The 23,779-nt window shown below is 32.3% G+C and carries 22 protein-coding genes and 1 pseudogene; 17 read left to right on the top strand and 6 right to left on the bottom strand.

What is annotated here, in order from left to right; translation table 11 throughout:
* Positions 1–238: 238 nt before the first annotated feature.
* The 7 genes from ABE048_RS11990 to ABE048_RS12020 all read left to right on the top strand — a co-directional run bounded on the left by ABE048_RS11990 (position 239) and on the right by ABE048_RS12020 (position 7,072).
* The gene (locus tag ABE048_RS11990; protein WP_430311505.1) at positions 239–766 is read left to right on the top strand and encodes a sigma-70 family RNA polymerase sigma factor; all 528 of its coding nucleotides are present in this window, start codon (positions 239–241) and stop codon (positions 764–766) included.
* On the top strand, positions 756–1,760 hold the full coding sequence (locus ABE048_RS11995; RefSeq protein WP_430311506.1) for a hypothetical protein: 1,005 nt from the start codon (positions 756–758) through the stop codon (positions 1,758–1,760). Before ABE048_RS11990 ends, ABE048_RS11995 begins: the two co-directional genes overlap by 11 nt.
* A 215-nt stretch (positions 1,761–1,975) precedes the next feature.
* The gene (locus tag ABE048_RS12000; protein WP_430311507.1) at positions 1,976–2,848 is read left to right on the top strand and encodes a hypothetical protein; all 873 of its coding nucleotides are present in this window, start codon (positions 1,976–1,978) and stop codon (positions 2,846–2,848) included.
* A gap of 302 nt (positions 2,849–3,150) precedes the next feature.
* Positions 3,151–4,284: an SMODS domain-containing nucleotidyltransferase gene (locus ABE048_RS12005; protein ID WP_430311508.1), complete on the top strand. Its 1,134-nt coding sequence runs from the start codon at positions 3,151–3,153 to the stop codon at positions 4,282–4,284.
* Positions 4,274–4,720, top strand: a complete 447-nt coding sequence (locus ABE048_RS12010; protein WP_430311509.1) for a hypothetical protein — start codon at positions 4,274–4,276, stop codon at positions 4,718–4,720. Before ABE048_RS12005 ends, ABE048_RS12010 begins: the two co-directional genes overlap by 11 nt.
* Before the next feature lie 22 nt (positions 4,721–4,742).
* Complete coding sequence (locus ABE048_RS12015) at positions 4,743–5,897, top strand: SAVED domain-containing protein (protein WP_430311510.1); 1,155 nt, start codon at positions 4,743–4,745, stop codon at positions 5,895–5,897.
* Positions 5,898–6,424: 527 nt separating this feature from the next.
* The gene (locus tag ABE048_RS12020) at positions 6,425–7,072 is read left to right on the top strand and encodes a PBECR4 domain-containing protein (RefSeq protein ID WP_430311511.1); all 648 of its coding nucleotides are present in this window, start codon (positions 6,425–6,427) and stop codon (positions 7,070–7,072) included.
* 118 nt (positions 7,073–7,190) lie between these two features.
* Here the strand turns inward: ABE048_RS12020 and ABE048_RS12025 are convergent, their stop codons facing one another.
* Entirely contained in the window at positions 7,191–8,657 is a 1,467-nt protein-coding gene (locus ABE048_RS12025; protein WP_430311512.1) for a recombinase family protein, read from the bottom strand.
* 120 nt (positions 8,658–8,777) lie between these two features.
* Between ABE048_RS12025 and ABE048_RS12030 the strand changes: the two genes are divergently transcribed.
* Complete coding sequence (locus ABE048_RS12030) at positions 8,778–9,008, top strand: hypothetical protein (RefSeq protein WP_430311513.1); 231 nt, start codon at positions 8,778–8,780, stop codon at positions 9,006–9,008.
* Positions 9,009–9,104: 96 nt separating this feature from the next.
* Here ABE048_RS12030 and ABE048_RS12035 read toward each other — a convergent pair whose 3' ends face one another.
* Positions 9,105–9,434 (bottom strand): helix-turn-helix domain-containing protein, encoded by a 330-nt coding sequence (locus tag ABE048_RS12035; RefSeq protein ID WP_430311514.1) that lies wholly within the window; start codon positions 9,432–9,434, stop codon positions 9,105–9,107.
* Positions 9,435–9,566: 132 nt separating this feature from the next.
* Here ABE048_RS12035 and ABE048_RS12040 point away from each other — a divergent pair, with 132 nt between their 5' ends.
* The 3 genes from ABE048_RS12040 to ABE048_RS12050 are packed head-to-tail and all read left to right on the top strand — an operon-like array spanning position 9,567 to position 12,823.
* Positions 9,567–9,710, top strand: a complete 144-nt coding sequence (locus tag ABE048_RS12040; RefSeq protein ID WP_430311515.1) for a hypothetical protein — start codon at positions 9,567–9,569, stop codon at positions 9,708–9,710.
* 30 nt (positions 9,711–9,740) lie between these two features.
* Positions 9,741–11,234, top strand: a complete 1,494-nt coding sequence (locus ABE048_RS12045) for a recombinase family protein (protein WP_430311516.1) — start codon at positions 9,741–9,743, stop codon at positions 11,232–11,234.
* A complete protein-coding gene (locus ABE048_RS12050) occupies positions 11,231–12,823 on the top strand; it encodes a recombinase family protein (RefSeq protein WP_430311517.1) in 1,593 nt (530 codons plus the stop codon). The genes ABE048_RS12045 and ABE048_RS12050 overlap by 4 nt, the downstream gene beginning before the upstream one ends.
* 84 nt (positions 12,824–12,907) lie before the next feature.
* Here ABE048_RS12050 and ABE048_RS12055 read toward each other — a convergent pair whose 3' ends face one another.
* Positions 12,908–13,525 (bottom strand): hypothetical protein, encoded by a 618-nt coding sequence (locus ABE048_RS12055; protein WP_430311518.1) that lies wholly within the window; start codon positions 13,523–13,525, stop codon positions 12,908–12,910.
* A 744-nt stretch (positions 13,526–14,269) separates the two neighbouring features.
* Between ABE048_RS12055 and ABE048_RS12060 the strand changes: the two genes are divergently transcribed.
* Entirely contained in the window at positions 14,270–14,995 is a 726-nt protein-coding gene (locus tag ABE048_RS12060) for a hypothetical protein (RefSeq protein ID WP_430311519.1), read from the top strand.
* Positions 14,996–15,090: 95 nt separating this feature from the next.
* On the opposite strand, the gene ABE048_RS12065 is transcribed toward ABE048_RS12060, so the two are convergent.
* From ABE048_RS12065 to ABE048_RS12075, 3 genes are all read right to left on the bottom strand, one after another.
* Positions 15,091–15,462 (bottom strand): DUF3888 domain-containing protein, encoded by a 372-nt coding sequence (locus ABE048_RS12065; protein ID WP_430311520.1) that lies wholly within the window; start codon positions 15,460–15,462, stop codon positions 15,091–15,093.
* A 171-nt stretch (positions 15,463–15,633) separates the two neighbouring features.
* On the bottom strand, positions 15,634–16,080 hold the full coding sequence (locus tag ABE048_RS12070) for a hypothetical protein (protein ID WP_430311521.1): 447 nt from the start codon (positions 16,078–16,080) through the stop codon (positions 15,634–15,636).
* A gap of 90 nt (positions 16,081–16,170) precedes the next feature.
* Positions 16,171–16,509 (bottom strand): DUF3889 domain-containing protein, encoded by a 339-nt coding sequence (locus ABE048_RS12075; protein WP_430311522.1) that lies wholly within the window; start codon positions 16,507–16,509, stop codon positions 16,171–16,173.
* A 198-nt stretch (positions 16,510–16,707) separates the two neighbouring features.
* Here ABE048_RS12075 and ABE048_RS12080 point away from each other — a divergent pair, with 198 nt between their 5' ends.
* From ABE048_RS12080 to ABE048_RS12100, 5 genes and pseudogenes are all read left to right on the top strand, one after another.
* Positions 16,708–18,180 carry a WD40/YVTN/BNR-like repeat-containing protein gene (locus tag ABE048_RS12080; RefSeq protein ID WP_430311523.1) on the top strand — a complete coding sequence of 491 codons (1,473 nt, stop codon included), beginning with the start codon at positions 16,708–16,710 and terminating at the stop codon, positions 18,178–18,180.
* A gap of 148 nt (positions 18,181–18,328) precedes the next feature.
* Positions 18,329–18,892, top strand: coding sequence for a DUF3888 domain-containing protein (locus ABE048_RS12085; protein ID WP_430311524.1), 564 nt, complete (start codon positions 18,329–18,331; stop codon positions 18,890–18,892).
* Between the two features lie 125 nt (positions 18,893–19,017).
* Positions 19,018–19,650: pseudogene (locus tag ABE048_RS12090) on the top strand (SpoVR family protein); the annotation flags it as partial.
* Between the two features lie 378 nt (positions 19,651–20,028).
* Positions 20,029–23,022 (top strand): S8 family serine peptidase, encoded by a 2,994-nt coding sequence (locus ABE048_RS12095; RefSeq protein ID WP_430311525.1) that lies wholly within the window; start codon positions 20,029–20,031, stop codon positions 23,020–23,022.
* A 157-nt stretch (positions 23,023–23,179) separates the two neighbouring features.
* Entirely contained in the window at positions 23,180–23,617 is a 438-nt protein-coding gene (locus ABE048_RS12100; protein ID WP_430311526.1) for an SRPBCC domain-containing protein, read from the top strand.
* Positions 23,618–23,779: the final 162 nt, after the last annotated feature.

A 23,779-nucleotide genomic window follows, 5' to 3' on the forward strand; every position in this document is an offset into this window, starting at 1 on the left:
CATCTTTATTTTTTAACTTTACATAAGTAAAATGAAAATAATGGTAATAGCTATGATGGGAATGCATTAACAAGTATATTCAATGTTATATTTAGATAATTATTAAAAGTTCTTTAAAGTAAAATAGGAAAACAAAAATGCTGATTTTATACTTTATAAGTAAAAATCGGCATTTTTAATGAAACCGTTTAACGATATCTTCTGTCTAACCATTGATAACAAGAAGAGAGGAGAGACCATGGAGAAATACTTAAGAGATCAATTATTACGAAATGCAATGGATATGTATGGAGATTATTTACTCAGATTAGCTTATATATATGTGAAAGATCGAGAAATTGCAGAGGATCTTGTCCAAGAAGCATTTATTAATTACTACTTACATATCGATGAATTTAAAGGAAAATCAAGTTTAAAAACATATTTATACAGAATTACTGTAAATAAATGCCATGATTATTTAAATAATTGGAAGTATAAGAAAATTTATTTCACAAACTTATTTTCAAAATTTTTGGTTTCAACAAAAACACCAGAGGCAGAGATTCTAATAAATGAGCAATTAACTGTATTAAATACTGCTATTCAAAAATTGCCTCAAAAATATAAAGAAATAATAGTACTTTATTATTTTACTGAATTATCAATTCCAGAAATTAGTGAGGTATTACAATGTCCAACTAATACGATCAAAACGAGACTAGCTAGGGGAAGAAAAAAGATTCGTTTATTCATAGAGGATATGGAGGGAGAATATGAAACATAAGTTTGATAAATTGGAGTTTAAAGATCTCATACCTAACGATTTAATTTTATCTGAACAAAGAAAACAACAAATTGAACAAGAAGCTGCAAGACGATTGCATTCGACAAAATCAATTTTAAAGTGGAAACCAATAATGTTAACAATTACGCTAATCGTAACTGCTGTTCTGATAAGTTTAACTATCTATAAACCTGAAAAAAACATCTTGCAAGGAACATCAAATTTCCCTACAGAAAACATAGTAGTTAAGAAAAACATTAACAATACAATAAAAGAAAAAACAAATTTACAAACATTAATGTTGAATTCGTTTGATCACTTTACAACTGCCAAAGGTTCTTTTGATTACTACAGCCAGAAGGGGAAATATCATTTACTTGTTGAGTATCAAGCTGATTTATCTGATAATCCGTGGTCTTATGAAAAGGTGCAAGATTTATCTTTTACTCCCCAATATAGAGATGTGTCTAAAGAAAATGTAATAGGTTACGAAGAATACAAATATTATGGAGAAAATTTAATAAAGATTGATCACACTAAAAAAGGAGCTCCAACTACTACAAGTGTGCGAACAAATAAAATAAGTAAAACAGAAAGAAACTACTTAAAAGGATCTACTATAGATGAAAGAATAGTAGTAGATGAGAATGGAGAAAAAAATTATATACGAAGGTCAGATCCTGCTTATTTAGGAGTGTCTAAAATGTCTTTGTTACCTGAAGATTTTACAATGACATTATTAGAAAATAAAAATGAGTGGAATATTATATCAACTGGAAATATGTTGGGATTAACTACAATAATAGTAGAAGGCAATTTAACTCGTGAGTATCAAAATAACTATAATGCCAAAACTTTTAGGCTTGAAATTGCAGAGGAAACAGGCGTTTTATTAAAGCTTGTTATGAAAGATGAAAAAGGAAAGGTAACAGAAGCAATGATTACTCGTGATATACAATTTGATAAATCTTTGAATTCAGAAGTATTAAAGTGATTTTTGAAAAGCACATATTTTGGAGGCATTATTTTTTCTAAAACGTATTATAAAAGTTCTGAATAAAGCTTGGTTCTAAATGGATAGAACCAAGCTTTTTCACTGGTAAAATATCAACAATATAGTTAAACATAGCCTAATTTTAAATTGCAAGGTCTTTTTTGTAATCCTCTTCATATAGTTACGATAGTAATATTATGAGAGGAGTATTCGGAATGACGGAATACAATGTTCATGAAGTTCTTGCTATTCTTCAAAAATACTATATAACCGAATCGCCGCAAATGGTAACAAGATGGATTCGAGAAGGTAAGATACAAGGAATACGAAGCGAAAATCGTAGGGAAGGGTATCGAGTGTCCGAAGACGATTTACTCGATTATATTGAAGAGCTTCGACCAGGTTTACCAGCCATAATGGAAATATATGAGGAATATATAAAGAACCTAGGATTCCAACAAAATGAAGAGGAAAAACAATCTCAGGATAATATTCAAAATCTAGAAATAGAGCAGGAATCTAAAGTGAGGGAATATGAAAAAGAAATAAAAGATCTGCGTGATCAGATTTATAACCTTGAAACAGAGTTGATTGATTTACAACAAGAAAAGCAAATTGTTGAAATGAATGTAATTGATTTGATGGAGGAAAATGATAAATTAACCGTTGAAAATAATGATTTGACAGAGCTTTTTGAGATAAGTGATAAGGAAATAATACAGTTGAAAAACAGATCATTACAGATTAACACAGTAATTAGTGAGAGTGAGGGAGATGTAAAACAAATTAAAATGACACTTGACGAGTTTAAAAAGCTAACTAGCGACATGATCTTAAAATTGGAACTAGACCATGAAGATCCTATAACCGTTAATCTCCTTTATACAATTTTCAACGAATTGTTTGAAAATGACTTATTAAAATCAGATTTAGTCACAGCAACTGGAAATATCAAATGCCCATACACTAAAAAAGAGTACAAGCAAGTTAAAAGACTAATCAATAATGCAATCAAATATTATTTTGAAAACATTAATGAACAACAAGATAATCAAGAACATAATGAAATATATGTGGCTAACGAATAAACGTTAGCCATTGATTTTTATATGGAATTTCATTTTGATACGTGTTGAATGAAAAAAAGGTAATGTCACATTTGGATAAAAAAAATATAAGAAGCACGATCCCTTCTATATATGGGGGCGTGCTTTTTGGCGTATAACATCTAGAATGACTATATATAGTGTTTTGTATAATTGACTTTTCTATATATTGTGTAGTAACATACTCTCACGAACAGATTTTCTTATTTTTGGATTTTGTGTAAGAAGAGGGTAGAAAAGATTTTTCAAAGGATTATAAAATACTTAATCGAGAGGAGAATAATATGATAATACCTTATGAAAATACAGAATTATTAGATGATTTGCTGCAACGTATTGGTGAAAAATTGCAAATAAGCAAAACCCAAAGAGGCTTAGCCGAAGAAAGATATAAAGCAGTGGGCACTTGGCTTTCAAAAGATGAGGATGTATTTAATGGAGCAGAGGTAAACATATATTCACAAGGCTCATTAAGTATTAGTACAACTGTAAAACCCTTATCAAGACAAGAATACGATCTTGATTTGGTATGTGAAATAAATCATTCCTATCTAGGAAAAGACCCAATTGAGCTGTTAAATACTATTGAAAAGCGTTTGAAAGATAACGAGATTTATAGGGAAAAGGTAGAACGAAAAAATCGTTGTATTCGATTGAATTACGCAAATGAATTTCACATGGATATTTTGCCTGCGCACCCTGCAATTCCAGGTCCAGATGATACATGCGTAAAGGTTCCAGACCGCAAAGCAAAAGATTGGAAAGATAGTAATCCAAAAGGTTATACATCATGGTTTAACGATCGGTCCAATCAAATTAGAAAATCATTTGAAGTACGAGCAGATATTGAACCATTACCGAACGATGAAAACATCGAAAGAAAAGCACCACTTAAAAGAGCTGTCCAATTGATAAAACGATATCGTGATATCTATTTTGAAGAAGACCCTGATTCAGCTCCTATTAGCATTGTTTTAACCACCCTATCTGGTCACGCTTATAATGGACAAGTATCTGTTAACGAAACTATATCACATATTCTAAATCAAATACTGTTATTGATTTCAGAAAGTGAAAAAAGATTAGTTGTATTAAATCCATCAAACGAAAAAGAAGATTTAAGTGAAAGATGGGACGGTCAACCTGAGTTATACCAATCATTTGTGCAATTTATCAGGGATTTCAAAATCAGTTGGCAACAAGTAAATGCATTACAAGGATTGGACGAAATTGCTGAAAAGTTAAAACAAATGTTTGGTGAAAATATTATTAATCAGACACTCAAAGAGCAAGCAGAACATCTTGAAAAAGCTAGAAGCAATAAAGGTCTTGCAGTATTAGGAACTTCAGGTTTATTAGTAGCAGCTACAACAGAAAATGCAGTAGCAGTGGAGAAAAATACGTTTTATGGGGAATAAGAAGATTCCGTTCAAAAAAAACTATGTAGCTATCTCTCAACAGATTATTGCAATGAAAAATACGTTTCCAGGTTTTAAAGAGGAGTGGGACAAGAATACGGTGATTTGGACAGGACATTTGAAACCAACAGCCTTGAGTAAAAATTATACAGTTAGAATTGCTTATTCTTTAAATATGATTCAACCTCAGGTAACGGTACTTTCGCCTAAACTTGTCAAAAGGGGAGAAGAATCAATTCCTCATGTATATCCAGGAAACAAATTGTGTCTTTTCCGACCTAAACGGAAAGAGTGGACAAAAGAAATGCTAATTTCGGAAACAATTGTTCCATGGGCATCACTCTGGTTGTACTATTACGAACTATGGCATACAACAGGGGAATGGCTAGGTGGAGGAGAACATCCAAATAAGAAAAAAAGAAAGAATTATTTTTAGAATTTAAAGGGGGAAAAGCTGTTTGTCAAAAACAAAGATTCCAGAAAAAACAAAGTTAAGATTATGGGTTAAAGCAGGCGGTAGATGTGAATATAAAGGATGCAATGAACCATTATGGCAAGATGCATTGACTCTATCAAAAATGAATGCTGCATATATTGCGCATATTGTTGCAGATAGCCCTAATGGTCCACGTGGAGATGAACAACTATCAGAACAACTTGCATCGGATATCAACAATCTAATGTTAATGTGTGATGAACATCACCGATTGATTGATAAGGAAGACGTAGAGGGTCATCCTGTTGAGAGATTAAGAGAAATGAAGAACAGTCACGAGATTAGAATTGAAATGGTCACTTCCATTGGAGAAGATATGCAAAGTCATGTGCTATTCTATGGAGCTAACGTAGGAGAACATTCTTCACCATTAAATTGGAATGATACCACTTGCGCTATGTTGCCAAATAAATATCCAGCAGAAAAACCCGCTATTGGATTAAGCTTAGGGAATAGTTCTTTTCGTGATGATCAGGATTTATACTGGAAAATAGAAAGTGAACATCTAAAGAATCAATTCAATGACAAAGTAAAAAGAAGGCTTGAGTTAAACGATATTCATCATTTGTCAGTCTTTGCATTGGCTCCACAACCACTACTCATATTTCTAGGAACGTTAATTTCTGATATTTATTCTACGGACGTTTATCAACTACACAGAGAACCACGAACTTGGAAGTGGCAAAATGAACCTGATGATTTTGAATATATAGTACATGAACCAACAACTGTTTATAAAAAGGTTGCATTAAATCTTTCGTTAAGTGGAAACATTGATAACAGTCGAATAACAAACGTTCTTGGAACAGATACTTCAATTTGGACTATAACAGTTCCTTCGCCGTATGTTGATTTTCTAAAAGGAGAAAATCAGCTTAGAGAATTTCGAGTTGTATTAAGAAAATTATTTAATAAAATAAAGCTTGTACATGGACAAGAAAATCAACTTCACATATTTCCTGCCACTCCAGTTGCAGCAGCAATCGAATTAGGACGTGTATGGATGCCTAAAGCTGATTTACCAATTTTAATTTATGATGAAAATAAAAAAGTTGGAGGATTTCACTATGCATTTTCTGTAGGAGAAAATTCTTTGCAACAATTTAGTGCGACTTGAGGGTTATATAGTAATATAGCAGAATAGATTTGTTAACAAACAAGGTATTGTTTTTTTTCATATCATTGCTTAAGTAATTGGTAAATAATTTTAAAAAAAGAATCCCTCTTGACAAATTTTAGAAAGGTTTGTAGTATTAACTTATAAGAATTAATCTGGAATGGGGTTCAAAGAGTAGCCGCCCCTTCGTTGTTCCCACGAACCAGAACTATTTGTATATAAATAGTAAATTATGGGACCTATACCTAGGTGTTGGGTTACAAAAATGCACCGCTACTCAATTTATTGAATTAAATATTTCCATTTAGTGATACTAACTATACCTGAGATGGAGGTTTTATGGGTAGCCGCCTCTTCGCCGTTCTCACGACTCAGGACAACTTTATGGTAGTAATATATGAGACTTTTACCCTTGGTATGGGGTTATAATTAAATACCGCTACCCACATATGAATTTCTTTTAATTAGCTCTGATTTCATCAGAGCTAATTTCTTTTTATAAATTATTTATATTAGGAGATAGAAAAATGAAATTTGTCTTTGGAAACATACATGAATTGAAAGAAACGGCTGTTCGCCCTTCATTAAGCAATTTAACCTTAAAATTATTATCTGAATATTACGAAGCATTTTTAATGCCTTTTATATACAAATATGAATTAGACGACGGTACTTATCTAAAACTACGTTGTAATGATTATAATTTTGCACATCTTCTGGGGTTAGAGGATATAGTTAAAAATGAATTAAAAAGACAAAGACGATCTACTGAAATTCCTAATTATAAAGGTAAAGTCGCTTTCGATTCTTGTAAAAATGGGACATTAACTTTTGATTCCATAAGAGCTATAGATAGAAAAAAATTAAATAGCTACCGATTAAAAAGCATGTATTTTTTTCTAATACCTGAATTGCTTATTAATCCAGATGTTGTTGAATACGATCAAACAAAATCAGGTAGTAAAATAAATGCAAACTTACTTTTTTATAAAGAGGAGTTCAATGCATACGTCCATTTAGGAATAATAAAGGAAAGTGAAAAATCGGGTTTTTTTGTTCCTTCAACAATGCTTATTGAAATTATTAACGAAGACAAAGGTAAAGATGGAACACAACATATTAAAAATCAAACCCCGAAAAATATTATCAAAGAAAATCGTATCATTATAAATTGAGTTATAAAATACATATTGTTTAAAAATTAATTATTATCTTGAAATAAATAACTGTGGCTAACGATTAATCGTTAGCCACTTAATGTTTATACGTAAAGCTCGCTTTGGTTGCAAAAAATTATGTTAGTGAGGATAATACGATTTCAATATTCTTTTCTTCAAATACAATTACTTTTTCGACTAGGGTTTTTATAAGAGATTTCGCTTCAACAATCGGTAAGATATCAATGGAATCTACTATTGATGAAATTTTTTGATTTAAGTTTTCTTCAAGTTCTACAGTATTGATTGAGGCAGTGTTAGAACTTCTATTTTCTAATTCATTGATTATTTTGTCCATTCTTACTTTTTCTTCTTTCAGGTCACCTAATTCTATAAGTCCTGCGGTATATGCATCTACTTTTCGTTTGTAACGATTCTTTGCGGAATGTATCTGTTGCATGACTATATGTTTTTCATCTTCCTGAATTTGTTTGGCAATTTTATAGACATACGATTGATTAATTGATTTAGAAAGCTGTAATAAACCTTGTTTAAACCACTCTTCTACATCGTTGGCATTATAAGGTTTACTTGTACATGTTCCTTTGTTTTTGTTTGCTGAACAACGATAAACTCGTTTACGGTTCGTTTTCGGACCAGACCAGCTTATACTCATGCCTGCGCCACAACGTCCACATTTCAGAAATCCTCCTAATAAATGTGGGCTAGTTTTAGAACGAGGGTGAACAGGTTTTTTATCCATTACCTTTTGAACGGCATCCCAAGTTATCTCATCAATAATGGAGGGATGAGCATTTTCTACGACAACCCAATCTTCAATATCTTTTTCAATTTGTTTTTTCTTGCTTCTATCAACCCGATTCCAAACAAGGGTACCTTTATATACTGGATTGGATAACATGAGTTTAACGGATCTTATGGACCATTCCTTTTTTTGTTTGGATGGTATTCCTTCTTCATTAAACAACTTAGCAATAGAATAAAAACCATAGCCTTTGTTTAAATAAAGATCGAAAGCTCTTTTTACAATGTTTGCATCTTTTTCATTAATAACTAATTCTTTGTTGATTAAATCATAGCCATAGGGACTTTGAGTTAACCATTTTCCATGGTTTGCTCCATGAAGCATATTTTCGAATACCCGTTCACGGATACGTTCACGTTCGAACTCAGCGACCGCACCAAGAACCTGAAGTGTTAAACGTCCAGAAGGGGTATTTGTATCAAAGGATTCACTAATTGAGATAAATGAAACTTTAAAGTCTTCAAATAGATCAATGATTTCAAGTAAATGTTTAAGACGACGGCTCATTCGATCTAATTTTGTCACTAAAACTTTTGAAATCGACCCTTTTTTCACTAGTTCAATAAGTTTTATAAGTTGAGGGCGCTCCATGTTTTTTGCTGAATAACCATCCTCTACAAATACTAGTGGATTCTCACTCCAGCCCATTGCACGACAATAGGATGTTAACCTCTCTTGTTGTTCATCTAATGAAACCCCTTCCCTTGCTTGTTCATCTGTTGAGACACGACAATATAATGCAATGGATTTATCACTTTCAATAGATTGAGCCTTCATGTGTTTTCCTCCAAGTCTGTTTGTCCATATATATGAAAAAACAAATAAAATGATGAAATCTTAAAATTAGAAGGGTTGTCCATCTCTCCTTAAGCATAGACATAAGTAAGGGGGGATAGAGTGAACGACTTAATCGTAGGTTTTAAGTTTGATAACATTGGCTTTAATAAAATCTCCGATTTAGACGAAGAAAATCAAGCGAGGGTAAAGCATCTCTTTCTTCAATGGGAGAAAAAAATGATGCATTCTTCAGCTATTCATTCCGTAGGGCAGGAGTTGAATATTGACCCCAATAAAGTGTTTCATATTTCAATTGAAACAAAAAAAGAGAGTCCAACCCTTCATGGTTAGACTCTCCATTTTTTAAATCATTATTCATTATCGTAAACAGATTATTCATTATTATGAATAATTATATTAAATGTTGGGTATTATGACTATAGAATCTTATTTTTTTAGAAGAAGTTCAAGTCCATTTTCAAAAGTCGTAAGCAAGTAATGAGCTGCTTCAGGATTAGAGTGTTCTAGTTCTGCTAACAGCTGCTTTGCATGTTTCAGTCTTAAATCTAATTCGTCCAAGTCTTCAGATTCAAGGGGGAGGATATGCAACTCCGATTGAAGTTTTTCTAAAAGCGAAAATTGAATTGTATCGGTTTTCCCTGTCTCCAAATTACTCAGGTAACCAGGAGAAACATTTAACCTTTCTGCAAAAGCATTTAAGCTAATTCCTTTATTGGTACGTAAAGTACGAATTCGTGAGCCGATATTTTGCAGCATTCTGTACCTCCAATGATTGTTTTATTTATAAATTATGAAAGTTTATGTTTGTCTAATGAACCTTTTGATTGTCCTAATTCTATAAAAAGAACAGAAAGTCCTTCAAAAGGTTAAATGAAAGGAGAAAAATAAATGGCACGTATGAAGAAGACAAAAAGCAGAATTACTTCCATTCAATATGTTCACGATCCTGAAGCTGCAAAAGAATGGATGAATCTGTTTATGGAGATTACAAAAAAGAAATTAATTGAACAAGCTTCGCATAAAGATAGATAGAACAAAATCTATTATTTTAGAGGTGAAAAGATGAAACAAACAGTTGCTTATTATCGAAGTTCAACACAGCTTCAGGAGGAATCCGTTACTACTCAACAATATGAAATTAACCAATATGCTTTAAAGAAAGGGTTGTTGGTTGATTTGGAATATCCTGAGCCTTCGGTTTCAGCAAGAAAAAATAAGTTGAATGAACGACCACAAATGAAACAATTAATGACGGACATCCGTAATGGAAAAGTCGGAACATTGCTTGTCTATAAAAGAGATCGTTTGGCGCGAAAAGTAGAAGAGCATTTAGTTCTATACAACCTTTTTAAATCGCACAATGTAGAGGTGCATTTTATTGCAGAAAATGAACCTCCTATGCGTTTTGATATATTTGGAGAACTCATGGAATTGTTCATTGGTGTAATGAATCAAAGGGAAGGAGAACAAATCAATTCACGAATAGCTGATACCAGGTTAAGTAACTTTATAAGGGGAAAAAGTATTGGAAACTTGCCATTTGGGTATTTAGCAGATAAAAAGAAAACAAAAATAATAAGGGATGAGGATGAGCTTTCAATTGTAAAAACCATCTTTAACGAATGGAATACAGATAAATATGTAAATATGGAAAAGCTGGCACAAAAGTTAAAAGAGGACGGCTTTAAAAGAAGAAAAAAAGAATGGACTCGAAATAATGTTTCAGATGTACTAACTAATCCTATTTATATGGGAATCCGAGTTGCTACTTTCGATAATCGCCAGGTTTCACGGTCTGTTGAAGAACTTGCCATAATAACAGCAGAAGAATTTGATTTGGCACAAGAGATAATTGAAAGTAGGAAAACTCCTATGATACCAAAAGAAAAATTTAATTATTTGTTGTCTTCATTAATCTTTTGTGACGTATGTGAGCAGAATCGACTAATCGAGCAGGGAAAGAAAAAGATAAGTATTGAAAGGAAGCCTTTGATAAATTCTAAAAGAACAATAAAAGGAGAGATTTGCGCTACGTATGAATGTAGTGAACACAATATAAAATTGGAGCAGAAGGAAATTGAAAATCTCGTTTACTTGAAAACTAGAGACTTTTTCTTAGAATTATTAGATACACATTTTGAAAAGCTGTATTCTACTCATCTTAAGAAAAGCTTAAAACAATTATCGAAGGTAAAGGCTGACTTTATAAAAGAATTAGAAAATGCTGAAAAAGCGTTACTCCAAGTTACAAATAAATGGATTCATAAGGAAGATGAATCAACTAAGAGTAAAGTTTTGGAGTGCTCAAATAATTTAAAACGAATCAAAAATAAAATTTTTGAAATTGAAGTGAAAAGACAAAAATTTATAGAAGTTCCTGATTTTGTTGATGAAATAAAAAAAGAGCTTTTAAAGGAAGAAAATTGGATGTTATTGCCTTTTTCAAGAAAAAGCGAATTAATTAATGATTTAATTCAAGAGATTTATGTTGATGAACTCTCTTCGCGTATTATTTTTAAACATCCTTATTTAGAAACAAACGAGGTAGTCCAATGACATTATCCGAGTTTTTGAAAACGAAAGAGTTACAAGCAGCTTTTTATGGAAGGCATTCAACTGATGAACAGAATGTCGAGACACAACGGTTTATTTGTCATGAATTTGCTGAAAAATATGGAATTACTATCATCGATGATTATGTTGATGAAAATAAATCAGCCTTCAAAAACCCACTTAATAAAAGGGCACATCTAGATCGACTTCGAAAAGATGCAAGAGAACGAAAATTTGATTGTGTTCTGGTTTATAAAGCTGACCGATTAGCAAGAAGAATTGACCAGCATATGCAGCTTTGGGGAGAGTTCCGTGAGTTAGGAATTCCCATTATTTTGACAGAATCAGAAAAACTATATACAACAGATAGTCCAACAGAGATTATGGTCGAAGTTGGGTTAAGTTCCCTTGAAGCTGAAAATACAAGGATACGAACAAGAGATTCCTATAACAGTAAAACAGCCAAGGGAAAATGGCTAGGCGGAATATTACCCTATGGATTTCAATACGAAAAGGATAAAAATGGAAATTCAATTATGATTCCAATACCTCATCAAATTGATAATGTGAAAGAAATCTTCAATTACTATAAAAGAGGATATGGTTTCAAGCGTATTGCAGCCCTTATGAATGAAAAACACCCAAAAGACACAATGGGAAAATGGGTGGCAGAAAGTATTAAATCCATCATTACCAATCCTTATTATGCGGGATATACTACAAGTCAAAGAATTGTACCTGGTTCAGGAAATTCAGTTCAGGATAGGAGTGAATGGAAAAAAGGTAAGTGTGATAAAATTCCAGCTGTTATTCCAGAAGAAGAGTGGAATGAATGCATGGAACTGTATGAGGAGAAAAAGAAGGGGAAAATAACTCGAAATAAATATATAACCCCCTATTTATTCATTGATATACTTCATTGTAAATCCTGTAAACAAAAAGTGATCGGTAAAAATTACACTCCAGGGAAAAGAAAAAAAGATGGCGGAAAATATGAAGACCAAAGGTTTTATATCTGTAAAGGGTGTAAACAAAAGTGGGATGTTAATAAGGTACACGAGTATTTATTTAGTGAAATTATGGGTGGATGGCATTATCAATATCTTTCAAGAAAAAAAGAGGAAATACAATCTGATATTATGGAAAAAATCCAAGAAGAAATACAAGAAATAGAAGAAAGTATAAAAACCTTCAAAAAGGATTTATTTAAATATACGGATAAACTAAAGGAAGTTGAAATAAAACAAAAAGCATTAATGGAAAAGAATCCAGAACCAGATGATCTTCAACATGCACTAGTTCAATATCGAATAAGTGTTCAGAAAAGAATTGATTTGTATGAAAAAGAAATACAAAAGAAAGAAAATGAAAAGCAGCAACTTTATTTGTCTTATGGTGATGTTGAAAATTTCAAAGAAATCACCAAACAATTTACAGGTTTTAAATATGATTTTACGCAACCTGAATTCAGAAAATTGGTCTTATTTTTATTGGATAAAGTAACAATTAGCGGAAAAGAAGAATACCAGTACGAAATAATGGCTAAAGTAGATCTTAGCGAAAGAGGAACCATATTCTTAGGATTTAATTAATGATTGAAGCAAGGATGGAATCAATCCATTCCTTGCTTTTTTCTTTTGGTTTGCTAAATAAGATTGATGTATTACATCTTGTAATTACTCATATTCACATAGCTTAGGAACCACAAATTCGGGAAAAGTTTTGATTATTTTTTCATATGTTGAGAAATGAGATTGGTTTGAGATAATTACAATATCGTCTCCATCATAGCCAATCCAAAAGATGCTTGTATCATCTTCTACTTTAACTACTATTGCTTCTGCAATTTCGTTTCCCCAATTTCCTTTCCATTTTCTTTTTTCTACACTAAATATATCTTTTTTTGTGGACCATAAAGCTAATTCATTCTCACTACCAAGACTAAAGTAGATAGGGAAAATCTCCTGAAACTGCTTTTCGGTCTGGATTTCAGCAACTAGAACGGATCTTTTCTTTTTCTTAGTTAAGTATCTGCAACTGATATTGAATTCCTTGCAAGTTTGTTCAAACTCATCTTTCCAATAGGAAGGAATTTCAGAACAAAAATAAAGTGGAAATGATTTAATATTTTTCATCCACCAAGAGATTAAATTCCTATCACATACTGCTTCATCTAAGCTATCAATAGAGAAAACATATGGTGTAGTGCCTTCTAACGCAAAGGGGAAAAACCCTCCAGCTTCAGGGTTTGAGTCATAGTAACTCTTTGGAAAATAACCTACTTCTATCTCCAATTTTCTCTCCTCCTTAATTCTAATATTTTATTTGTTTTTTTTCATAAGTGACAAACGCCCTCTAATCATTAGTTCAAAGTGTATTGTCAACAGAGTTAATTAACATAGCTCTGAATTAAACCTTTAGTAAAGTTACCATAGTAAAATTATTTGGCAGTTTTTATTATAGTAATGTTATGAAGCTAATAAAAGATAATCTTTGAATTATTAGGACAAGTGGTAAACAGGTAGTAAAGTTCGGCAATGGGATAGGAACAGCTATTAGTAAGCATTTCGCAGTTCGGCAAAGGGATAGGGTTGGGATCCCGACCCTATCCCTTTGCCGAAACAGCTTGTCCTAAAAAATAGGCTTGTCCTATATATATCAAGGCTTTGATACTCAATTATTTATAAGGAATTTCATTGTTGCAAAATAAGGTTCGGCAAAGGGATAGTATCGTGATTTAACAGTTCGGTACAGGGGTAATTATTCTAATAATGTTACGATAGTAAAATCATAATAGATGAGAAATACTTGTTGTTGAATGACAACAAAGGCGGGTACTGACATTCAACGATATGTTTGGCAGTCAACAAATTAAAATCATATTTAAAACTCGATCCATTAGTCATGGGTCGAGTTTTACGATTATTGTAATTGTCAATTAAAGGTCTTTGAATATTTGCAGAACAAATTCTTTAACGACGGAGTTTAGTGGAATAAACAGTCAGTTATAGAGAACACTAAATATGAGGTGTTTTCTTATGAAAAAAGTTCTTATATTAATGATTGCCATTTCTCTTTTTACTGGTTTAACAGAAACTAAAGCAATGATAAATGGATATGATGAAATTGCAAAGTCTGATAAAGCGGATGTTACTCTTTATGCTAAAAAGATGAATGGAGTATATACAGATTTTAAAATTGATTTTCAAGGCGGAGTTCTTACAAGACCTTATTGGATAAATACAACAAGTCCTACGTGGTCCCCTCAAATTATGTATGAGGACATCAATAAGGATGGAAAAAATGAGTTAATAATAATTTTGACCAAGGGTACTGGTACTGGCATATTAGAACGAGAAGTTCACGTTTTCCATATCCAAAATCAACTCTTAAATAAGAAGCTTGTTAAAGTTCCAGTTGAAATCCTTGTTGATGACCCAATTGCAATTGTATTAAAAAACGTAAAGACCGATTTATCATCCAACAAGGCTAATATTAGTATAGGCGACAAGAAATATACAATTGATATTAAACCTTTAGGTATTAAACCCGAACATCTCTTTACTGATATTTACTTTGGCAATATTATCAACTTTGAAATAAAAGACAATCAACTTATTGCAAAAATCGGAGGTCAAATTTCTCCAGCAGGTGGGAATATAGGCGATATTCTAATTACGTATAAGTTTAAGGATAAAATGTATCAAGCAAAATCAATTGAATTTAAACCAAATGTGTTGAATGACAAAAAAATCGGGAACTGACACATTTGAGCACGATTCTATTTTATTTGAATCGTGCTTTTTATTAGTTTGATTCATAATTAACGGGGCAGTTTAGTTGAAGGGGTTAAAAGGAGTTACTCGTTTGCTTTCAACCTTCTGCTTTTGAAATCAATAGCATGCCAGTCTTCAGAACCCGTATTACTAAAAGTAATGGTCACTAAATCATATGGAGGATTATGAGCTCCTTCGAATGTTGTTACCTGCACGGTGACATTAAACCAATAGCTACCTTCTCTTAATTTCTTGATTTGTAAAATTCCTTCATTATAATACTGCTTAGGTTCGCCATAATGTTTCTCGATTTCTTTATCAATAAAGGGAAATAGCAAAGCGAGAATCACGTCATCGCGCAACTGTACATCATTTTTAGTTACGGTTTCAGCTTTGGCAGGTGAATAAGAGAAAAGAGTTAAGCAGGCAATCAATATTAACATGCTTTTTTTCATAAAAATCCTCCATCCATTTTCTCTTATCATGAACAATTAAGAAAATCTTATTAAGTCAACTGGAGCAGGTTAGAAGATAAAAAGATTAGGGTTAAATTATCTAGTAACAATCAGTCCTAAAAAGTAAATCTCGATCATAAAATCGGGATTTACTATTTCAAATCTAAATAGTTATCGAGGGTTCTCGTTGGAAAATTCCTCTGTTCCTGCTTGTTCGCTCCATCCCTTAAATTCACCCTTCAATACAGCCTCTTTTTTAGCTAGACGACTAAAACTTCCTCCTAGAAAGTTTCCTTTCATATCGTAAAAAATGGCTTTCTCTACAAGTACTTGAGCGTCTTCATATACAGAAGCAAAAAAATATAGTTCTGTCCCTTTATAATCAGTAGGTAAAGAGTCGAGAGCGTATTTCCCTAATTTCTTTTGTATTTCATCTAAATTACTACCGTTTACTTTTTCTCTGATATTCAAAGTTGCATTTTTATACTCTTTGTAAGGATGCTCATTTTTAGATAAAGAATTATAAAATTCATCTGCTGAATTATCTTTCGCTTGAACAAACGTAATATTTAAACAAGTAAATGCTAGGATCATTATTAAGAAATACTTTATCTTCAAAAGATCACCTCCTTTTGTATTATTATTATCGATTTAATAAAATCCATTCGATAATTTGAACGCTTAGTTGGCTTTATTATTTTGATGTGGTTACTTAGTAGTTTCTCTTAACTTAACATCGATTATTTGTTCGGTTTTATTGTCTAATTTAACATCAACATATACTCCAAATTCTTTGTTGTTATCCTTTAACCAAAGCCTGAACTTTTCTACAGAGTAGTCTGTTATAGAAACTCTTCCTATATGAAAATAATCAATAATTGTCGCTTGGGGGTACTTTTCTTTTGTCTTTTGAATAGCAACCTGTCCCCATTTATAATAAGGGGAAATTGTTTGTTCCAAACTTTTAGATTCATTCAAAGTTATTGTTGAAAAATCTCCAAAAAATAATGTATGAAGAGCAAATTGTATTGATAAAATTGTTTTCATGATTTATAAACCACCTCTTTAATTTAGTCTTTACTTATTTGAATTAAGTCATTCGTAAGCCTCTTGTTCACTTATTGGTGAAAAAAAGTAAACAGTTAACACTTGTGGAAATAGCAATATCATTTCAAGAACGATTTATTTACTAAAACCAATTAAATTGGGCAAACTACCTTAACTATTAAAATTAGGTGGAAAAACATGGGGAAAATCCAATTAACTTTATACGTTTTGATATTTGTTTTATTTCCAACAGGGATACTGTTTACCTCTACAAGTGCAGCTGGTCGTGAAGTAATCGTTTCAGATGGTGAAGCTACGCTAAAAGAAGCGATTAACATTGGATTCCAGAGAGCAAAAAAATGGAATGTAAACGCAACACTTTCAAGAGTAAACAGTGTGGATGAAACGATGGGAGGTTCGAGAGGAGAAACAGGAAAACGCTTTAAATGGTTTATGACCTTTGTGGTTCCAGGTACAGATGATTTTGTACTAATTGGTATCTCAGAAAAGAAAATCACCTTGTTTAGACCAGGTAAACAATCTCAGGATCCAACAATACCCTACGATAAGATTAAGTTTGATAGCTCCGATGTTCTTCAGCTGGCAAAGGATAAATATGGACTAAAACAAGGAAAAGATTGGGCAACAGGATATCATTTTACACTTGATAATATCGATGGCAAACCCATTATAAATGTGTTTGGAAATGATAGAGATAGTCGTTTTACTTCAATTTCATTCAATGCCCAAAATGGAGATGTGGTCAGTGCCGATCATAAATTACCATACGGTGGAGGTTTAATATCCAAACGTATTGGTACCGATACCGTAACAAAAAAAGGAATGGCGATTATGGGGGTTGTCGCTAGAAATAACAATTTAGTGGTATGGGGAGACAAAAAGCCAACACAATTTAGTACAACCAAGCAACCTTTTATTGAATTGAGTCATAACAACGGAGAATCATGGACAGAACTCCTAGTTAATAAATATGTAACACATGCGTGGTTTAATAAGAATGATCAATTATACGCAGCAACCGAAAAAGAATTATGGGCAGGCATTACATCAAAAAGTAAGGGAACAAAAATCCTTTCATTAGACCACAAGATTGAGCGCATTGATTATTCGATCAACAACCATATAGCCGTGATATCAAATGGAAAGATTTACTACACAAACAATCAAGGGGAAAATTGGAAACAAGCCATTGTACCTCAACCATTTTTTGTGATTCAAATCTCGAATAATGGTGATTTGGTAGGATTAACAGAAGAAAGGAAGGTTTTGCTAAAGACAAATGATGGTTGGAAAGAGATAACTATGCCGAATCGTAATGATGAACCTAATGATATGATAGTGATTAATAATAGGCTATTTATTACAACACAAAGTGGAATTTGGACCCGAGATCTTCAAGAGGGAAATTGGAGAAAAATTAAAGTTGATGAAGAGATAGTTAAATTCATTAAAAAAGGCGAGAAATTATTCGGATACACACATAGAGGTGAAGCTATTTATTCCATCAACACGAAAGACGAAAGAAAACCTGAAAAAGTGTTTGATGCGGTTGATTTAGTCGTTATGGATGTGGATATCATAGGAGATACGTTATGGATTGCAACTATACCAGGCTATTCATGGGAAGAAATGGATAAGAACAAGAGATAATAAAAAAATAAATTAAAAAGGGGTGCCAATCTAAAAAATTGGTGCTTTTTTATGTTGAACTTTTGTACTAAAGAATAGGATTGTTCAAGGAATAGTTGTAGTTAAGCTGGAGAAAATAATCCTAAAAAATAATTTAGGAGAGGTAAAATTGAACAAAAGCATTTCACTTATCTTGTTCTTATTAGTTATCTTTGCGATGAAAAATGGGACAGTATATGCAAATACAAGTGATTTTCCTCAACCATTTGAAGAAATACTCCCTGAAATTGGGTATGTAGCAGTGGAAGAAGCATTAGAAGATGCTGAACAACATTTAAAAAAAGAACTCAAGCTACCGATTAGATTACCCCCGATAACTTTTTCTAACCATCCTACAGAAACAAAAGCCACACGAGAAAATTTATTAGAAGATGTAGTAATTGACCTTTTACGTCCACAAATGGAAAAAGTAATAGAAGACTATTATGGAACCGCCTCCGAAATAGGAACCATTTGTGAAAAGATTATTGATATTAAGAAGCTGGATCATCCAGGTTCTTGGCTTTTTGAGACTAAATTAGAGTTTACAACTTACACAGGAGCTCATAACCCTTTAGATATTTTTACGGTTGCATTAAAAAAAGATTGGGATACAAACGGATGGATTATTCAGGATTACAAAGTAAAAAAGTTTAACCCAAACAAAAAAGATAAATGTAGAAGTCCTGTGTAAGTGTAAACTTCATGGAGGATATTTGTTTAAAAAGTATAAACTTCAACTGTAGATAGGTTAGGTTTTTATTTCATAATTCGGAACAAATAGTTCACTAATCCATATAAAAAACATCTATGCGATAGGATGGCTGGGCTTCTTACTGGCATCAACGTATCATGAGAGAATTAAATTTAACAACGACTGAAACAATTGATTATGCGAAGTTAAATGCGGGCGTTGTTCAGCCATCTAAAACTTCGATTAACCCATATTATTTAGGGATAAAAATTTATGAAGATATAGAAAAGAGATATGACAACCCAACAGAAGAAATGAAAAGATTAGGAGTCAAGCCGAACTCAGGTCGTGAGAAAATTTTTGAAGTAAGAGAAGTTGAATCGGATATGTCCTTTATCCGAAACTATTTGACCAAAGATTTGGTTAAACAAGAGGACCTTTATTTATTTGAGAAAAAGGGATTGGACTACCGAATTACAGACAAAGATTATAGAGCAGTACGTGATCAACTTGTATCGATGAGAGTGAATGGTGGATTCCCATACATCGTTGTGGAGAATGGAGATTATTTAAGAAATGGCGAATTGTATCTAGTTCACGGCTATGAAGGGATGGAACTCGATCCTAAATATTTAGAACATGTCCTACCGAATATTTATCAATTATGGGGACGCCCTGTGCATTTAAGAACAGTTGTTGAGGAGAAATTTGTGCTCTATTCATATGATGGTAAAAAGAATTCTAAGAAATTTTTATAAAGCTAAATAGGGAAAACGTCAGCCCATGAATGGTAGATTTCATGGGCTTTTTATGATTTTTTAAACGATTCTTGAATTTTATATATAAAACAATCATATTCCTTCCAGCATCCAATTAACATTCAAAAAGGCAAATAAGACGAGCCTATAACGTTATGACTATTATTAGTAGTAATTGATTTTGATTGAGTCTACAATATTAGGTATTAAGTAATGGTTTATATATTAAAATATTCCAAATTTGTATTTTGTTTTATTGAAATATAAGAAAATAGTTTAGATTATATAATTAACAAAATATTGTTTTGAAGTATTCGATAATTACAGATATGATAAGTGAGGAAGGATTTTCCTTAAAAATTACGAGGGGGTTATTATGTGAAGGTTAACAAATTAAGTAAAGTAACTGCTTGGTTACTTGTTTTTGCTTTGATATTTGGATTCATGATTCCGCAAACTTATCATGCAGAAACAATCTTTGCGACATCAATTACAGATGCAACAGCTATTACAGAGGGAAATGCAATTGATGGAACATTTGAACAGCCTGGAGTACATTGGTATAAAATCACGCCAACAAAAGAACAAATTTCAGAATATTCTCATCTGAAAATAGAAGTAAATAGTGATCAAGTAGTGAATGTATCTGTCTACTCTAGTAAAGAAAATGCAGAGAAAGATCAAACTTTTGAACAATATTCTACAGGAACAATTCCTGGAACACCAGCAATCATTCAATTTCCATATGCTTGGGACAATACTTACTACATAAAGGTTGAGTATTACGGACTAATAGAAAATATTGATGAAACAGGAAACCAAACAGTAACTTCAGTTGCACCACCACTTGATAGTGCTGATTTTGGAAATGCTAGTTATACTTTAAAAACAAGCTCTGTAAAATTACCACCAATTACAGAGGATGCAACAGGAGCAACATGTCCAGTTGAATTTAGTGTAAACGGTAAAAGCAGTGCAAAGGAAATGTTGAATGATCTTCGTTTATTCCGTGATGGAATTCTTTCGAAAACTGAACAAGGTCGTCAATTATCATCTCTGTACTATAAAGCAGCGCCATTCGTTCTTGCGAAGTTAGCATTCAACAAAAATATTAAAGATGATCTTTTTAATAATTTAGTTGTTCTTCAACCTTTAATCGATGATTTAAACACAAATGGTGCAAGTAGCTCTCGTGTAATTAGCAAAAGCGAAGCTAAAGCTATCAATGCATTATATAAAATCGCAAATGATGCAGTACCAACTAAATTAAAAACAGAAATGGAAAGTCTATCGAAAAAAGCAAATCTTACTAGCCTTGCAGGTGAAAGAGTAGTAGACGTTGTTAATCGAGTAGGTATTAAGTTACCACAATCTTCAAGTGGTAAATATATTGTGAAGTTAAAAGAAGGTAAAACATTAAATTCAGTTCAATCAAAAATCAAAGGAAGTAACACGTTATCTACTTTATCAGCTGTAGATGAAAAAGATGAACTATTTGATAATATGTATGTTGTTAAGATGAATAATCAAAATTCAGGAATGAGTGCTAAGGCACAAGCAACTTCACTTCAAGCTACTGTTTCACAAGTGGAGAAACTTCCTGAGGTTGAATTTGTTGAGCCTCTTCAAACATATCATGCTCAATCGAATGATATTGAATCAGCCTATCAATGGTCATTGAAAAACCTTGGTGGAGATGAAGGAATAAAAGGTGCTGATATTCGTAACGATAAGTTACAAAGCCTTTTAAGTAAACGAAATGTAAAAGATACACTAATCGCAGTTGTTGATACAGGTGTTGATTATACACTTGCTGATTTAAAAAATCGTGTCCGTACAGATATTGGTAAAAACTTTGTAGATAAAGATCAACCTCCGTTAGATGATAATGGACATGGTACGCATGTTTCAGGAATTATTGCAGCAGAATCTAACAATGGCTATTCGATGGAAGGAATTGATCAAAAGGCAAAGATTATGCCTGTTAAAGTTCTGAATGCAAGTGGTTCAGGAGATACAGAACAAATTGCTTATGGTATCAAATATGCTGTTGATCATGGAGCAAAAGTTATTAACTTAAGTCTAGGTGGAAAATATAGCCGTGTACTAGAATATGCTCTACAATATGCTGCTTCAAAAAATGTTGTTGTTATAGCTGCTAGTGGAAATGATGGACAATATGGAATCTCTTACCCTGCCTCTTCAAAATATGTTATATCTGTAGGAGCAACGAATACTTTAGATATTGTCTCTGATTATTCAAATTATGGGGAGGAATTAGATTTAGTTGCACCCGGAACTAAAATTCCTAGTATTGTACCTAATGGAAATGTAACTTATATGAGTGGAACATCAATGGCTACACCACATGTAACGGCTGTAGCAGGATTACTTTTATCAGAAAATCCAAAATTGAAAGTAGCCGATATTCGTAAAATTTTACACGAATCATCCGATAATGTAGCATTTGAAGAGAAGGATAATGAAGAAGAAGATAGTGGTAGTATTGTAGATATAATCGGCGGTGGATCCGGTGGTGCTGATTCGGAAGATTTATATATTCCTATAGGTAGTGATCTTGTTTCAGGTTATGGAAGATTAAATGCATTTAGTGCAGTAAGTACTGCTGATTTAAAAGTAAAAGTAAACCCAATTATTGTGGGGAAAACTTCAGTAACAGGAAATGCTATAAAAGGTGCCAAAGTTGAAGTTAAAAAGGGAACAAAAGTAATTGGAAAAGCAACAGCTTCTTCAAAAGGAACTTTCTCAGTGAAAATTCCAGCACAAAAAGTAAAACAAAAACTTCAAGTTACTATTTCCGATTCAACTGGTCTTGCAAAATCAACACTTACTGTATACGTTGAAGAAGAGAAGTTAGCAGTAGCTCCTTTAGTAAATACAATTAGTAACAAAACAACTTATGTAACCGGATATGCTATGCCAAAAGATAATGTAGTGATTAAGGATGCTTCAAAGAAAATCATTGGCCAAGGTAAAGCCGATAGCTACTATGAATTTAAGATTAAAATCAAGAAACAAAAAGCTGGTACTAAACTTTATATTACAAGTGTAGATTCAGCAAAACGATCAAGTAAGATTATTAAAGTTGTGGTAAAAGACAAAATCGCACCCGCAACAACAAAAGTAAATACAGTAACTAGTAAAACAACAGCTGTTAAGGGTAAAGCAGAAAAAGGCTCAACTGTAACAGTAAAAGCAAAGAGCAAAACAATTGGAAAAGCTAAAGCAACTAGTAAAGGAAACTTTTCAGTTAAAATCAAGAAACAAAAAGCTGGAACTTCATTGTATGTAACAGCGAAAGATAAGGCAGGAAATACAAGTAAAGCTAAAAAAGTAATAGTGAAGAAATAATAGAGGTATTTACAGTCTTTTATTATGATTTGAACTCCGACTAAGGTCGCTTTTAAAATGGACCTTAGTCGGGGTTCTTTTTAATCTTTCTAGTTTGCTAATTAATTTATTCCTATTATAAAATTATAAGTGAAATGGAAAGTGAGGAGACAAATGGATGAACAACCTAACGAAAATGAAAATATTAAAACCAGCTTATGAAGTTTTCGAAGCCTTTGTTGACCCTTCAAAAATAGGCAATTTTTGGTTCTCAACGAGTTCAGAAAGATGGGAACAGGGCAAGACCATTACGGTAAGATATGATGAGTACAATGCTCAACTAGAATTGACGATAATAGAAATTATAGAAAATGAAAAAATCGTTTTTCAATGGGGCGAAGATGGAGAAGCGCATATCGTAACCATTACTCTCGAAAAAATAGATCAAATGAGTACGATTATTGAAATTATTGAAGAAGGCTTTAAAGAAAATGATGATGATTTTGTAAACCGAATACTAGAAAATAAAGAGGGCTGGGTATATATGTTGACCTGTTTAAAAGGATATCTAGAATTTGGGGTCTACCAATTAAGAAGTGCATTAGTGTTGGATTAGCCAATAACCAGAAAAGGGCCAATTTCTAAAGAAATTAGGCTTTTTTGTTTTGTTGAAAATAGCCTTCATAAAATAGAGGTACTATCTTTACATACAAAGTAGTTTTATATAGATTTTTTCTTAAAAGAAAGGGCAAACTTTTACCCTCTTTTTGATAATTTG

Source organism: Rummeliibacillus pycnus, assembly GCF_050459865.1.
Lineage (GTDB): Bacteria > Bacillota > Bacilli > Bacillales_A > Planococcaceae > Rummeliibacillus > Rummeliibacillus pycnus_B.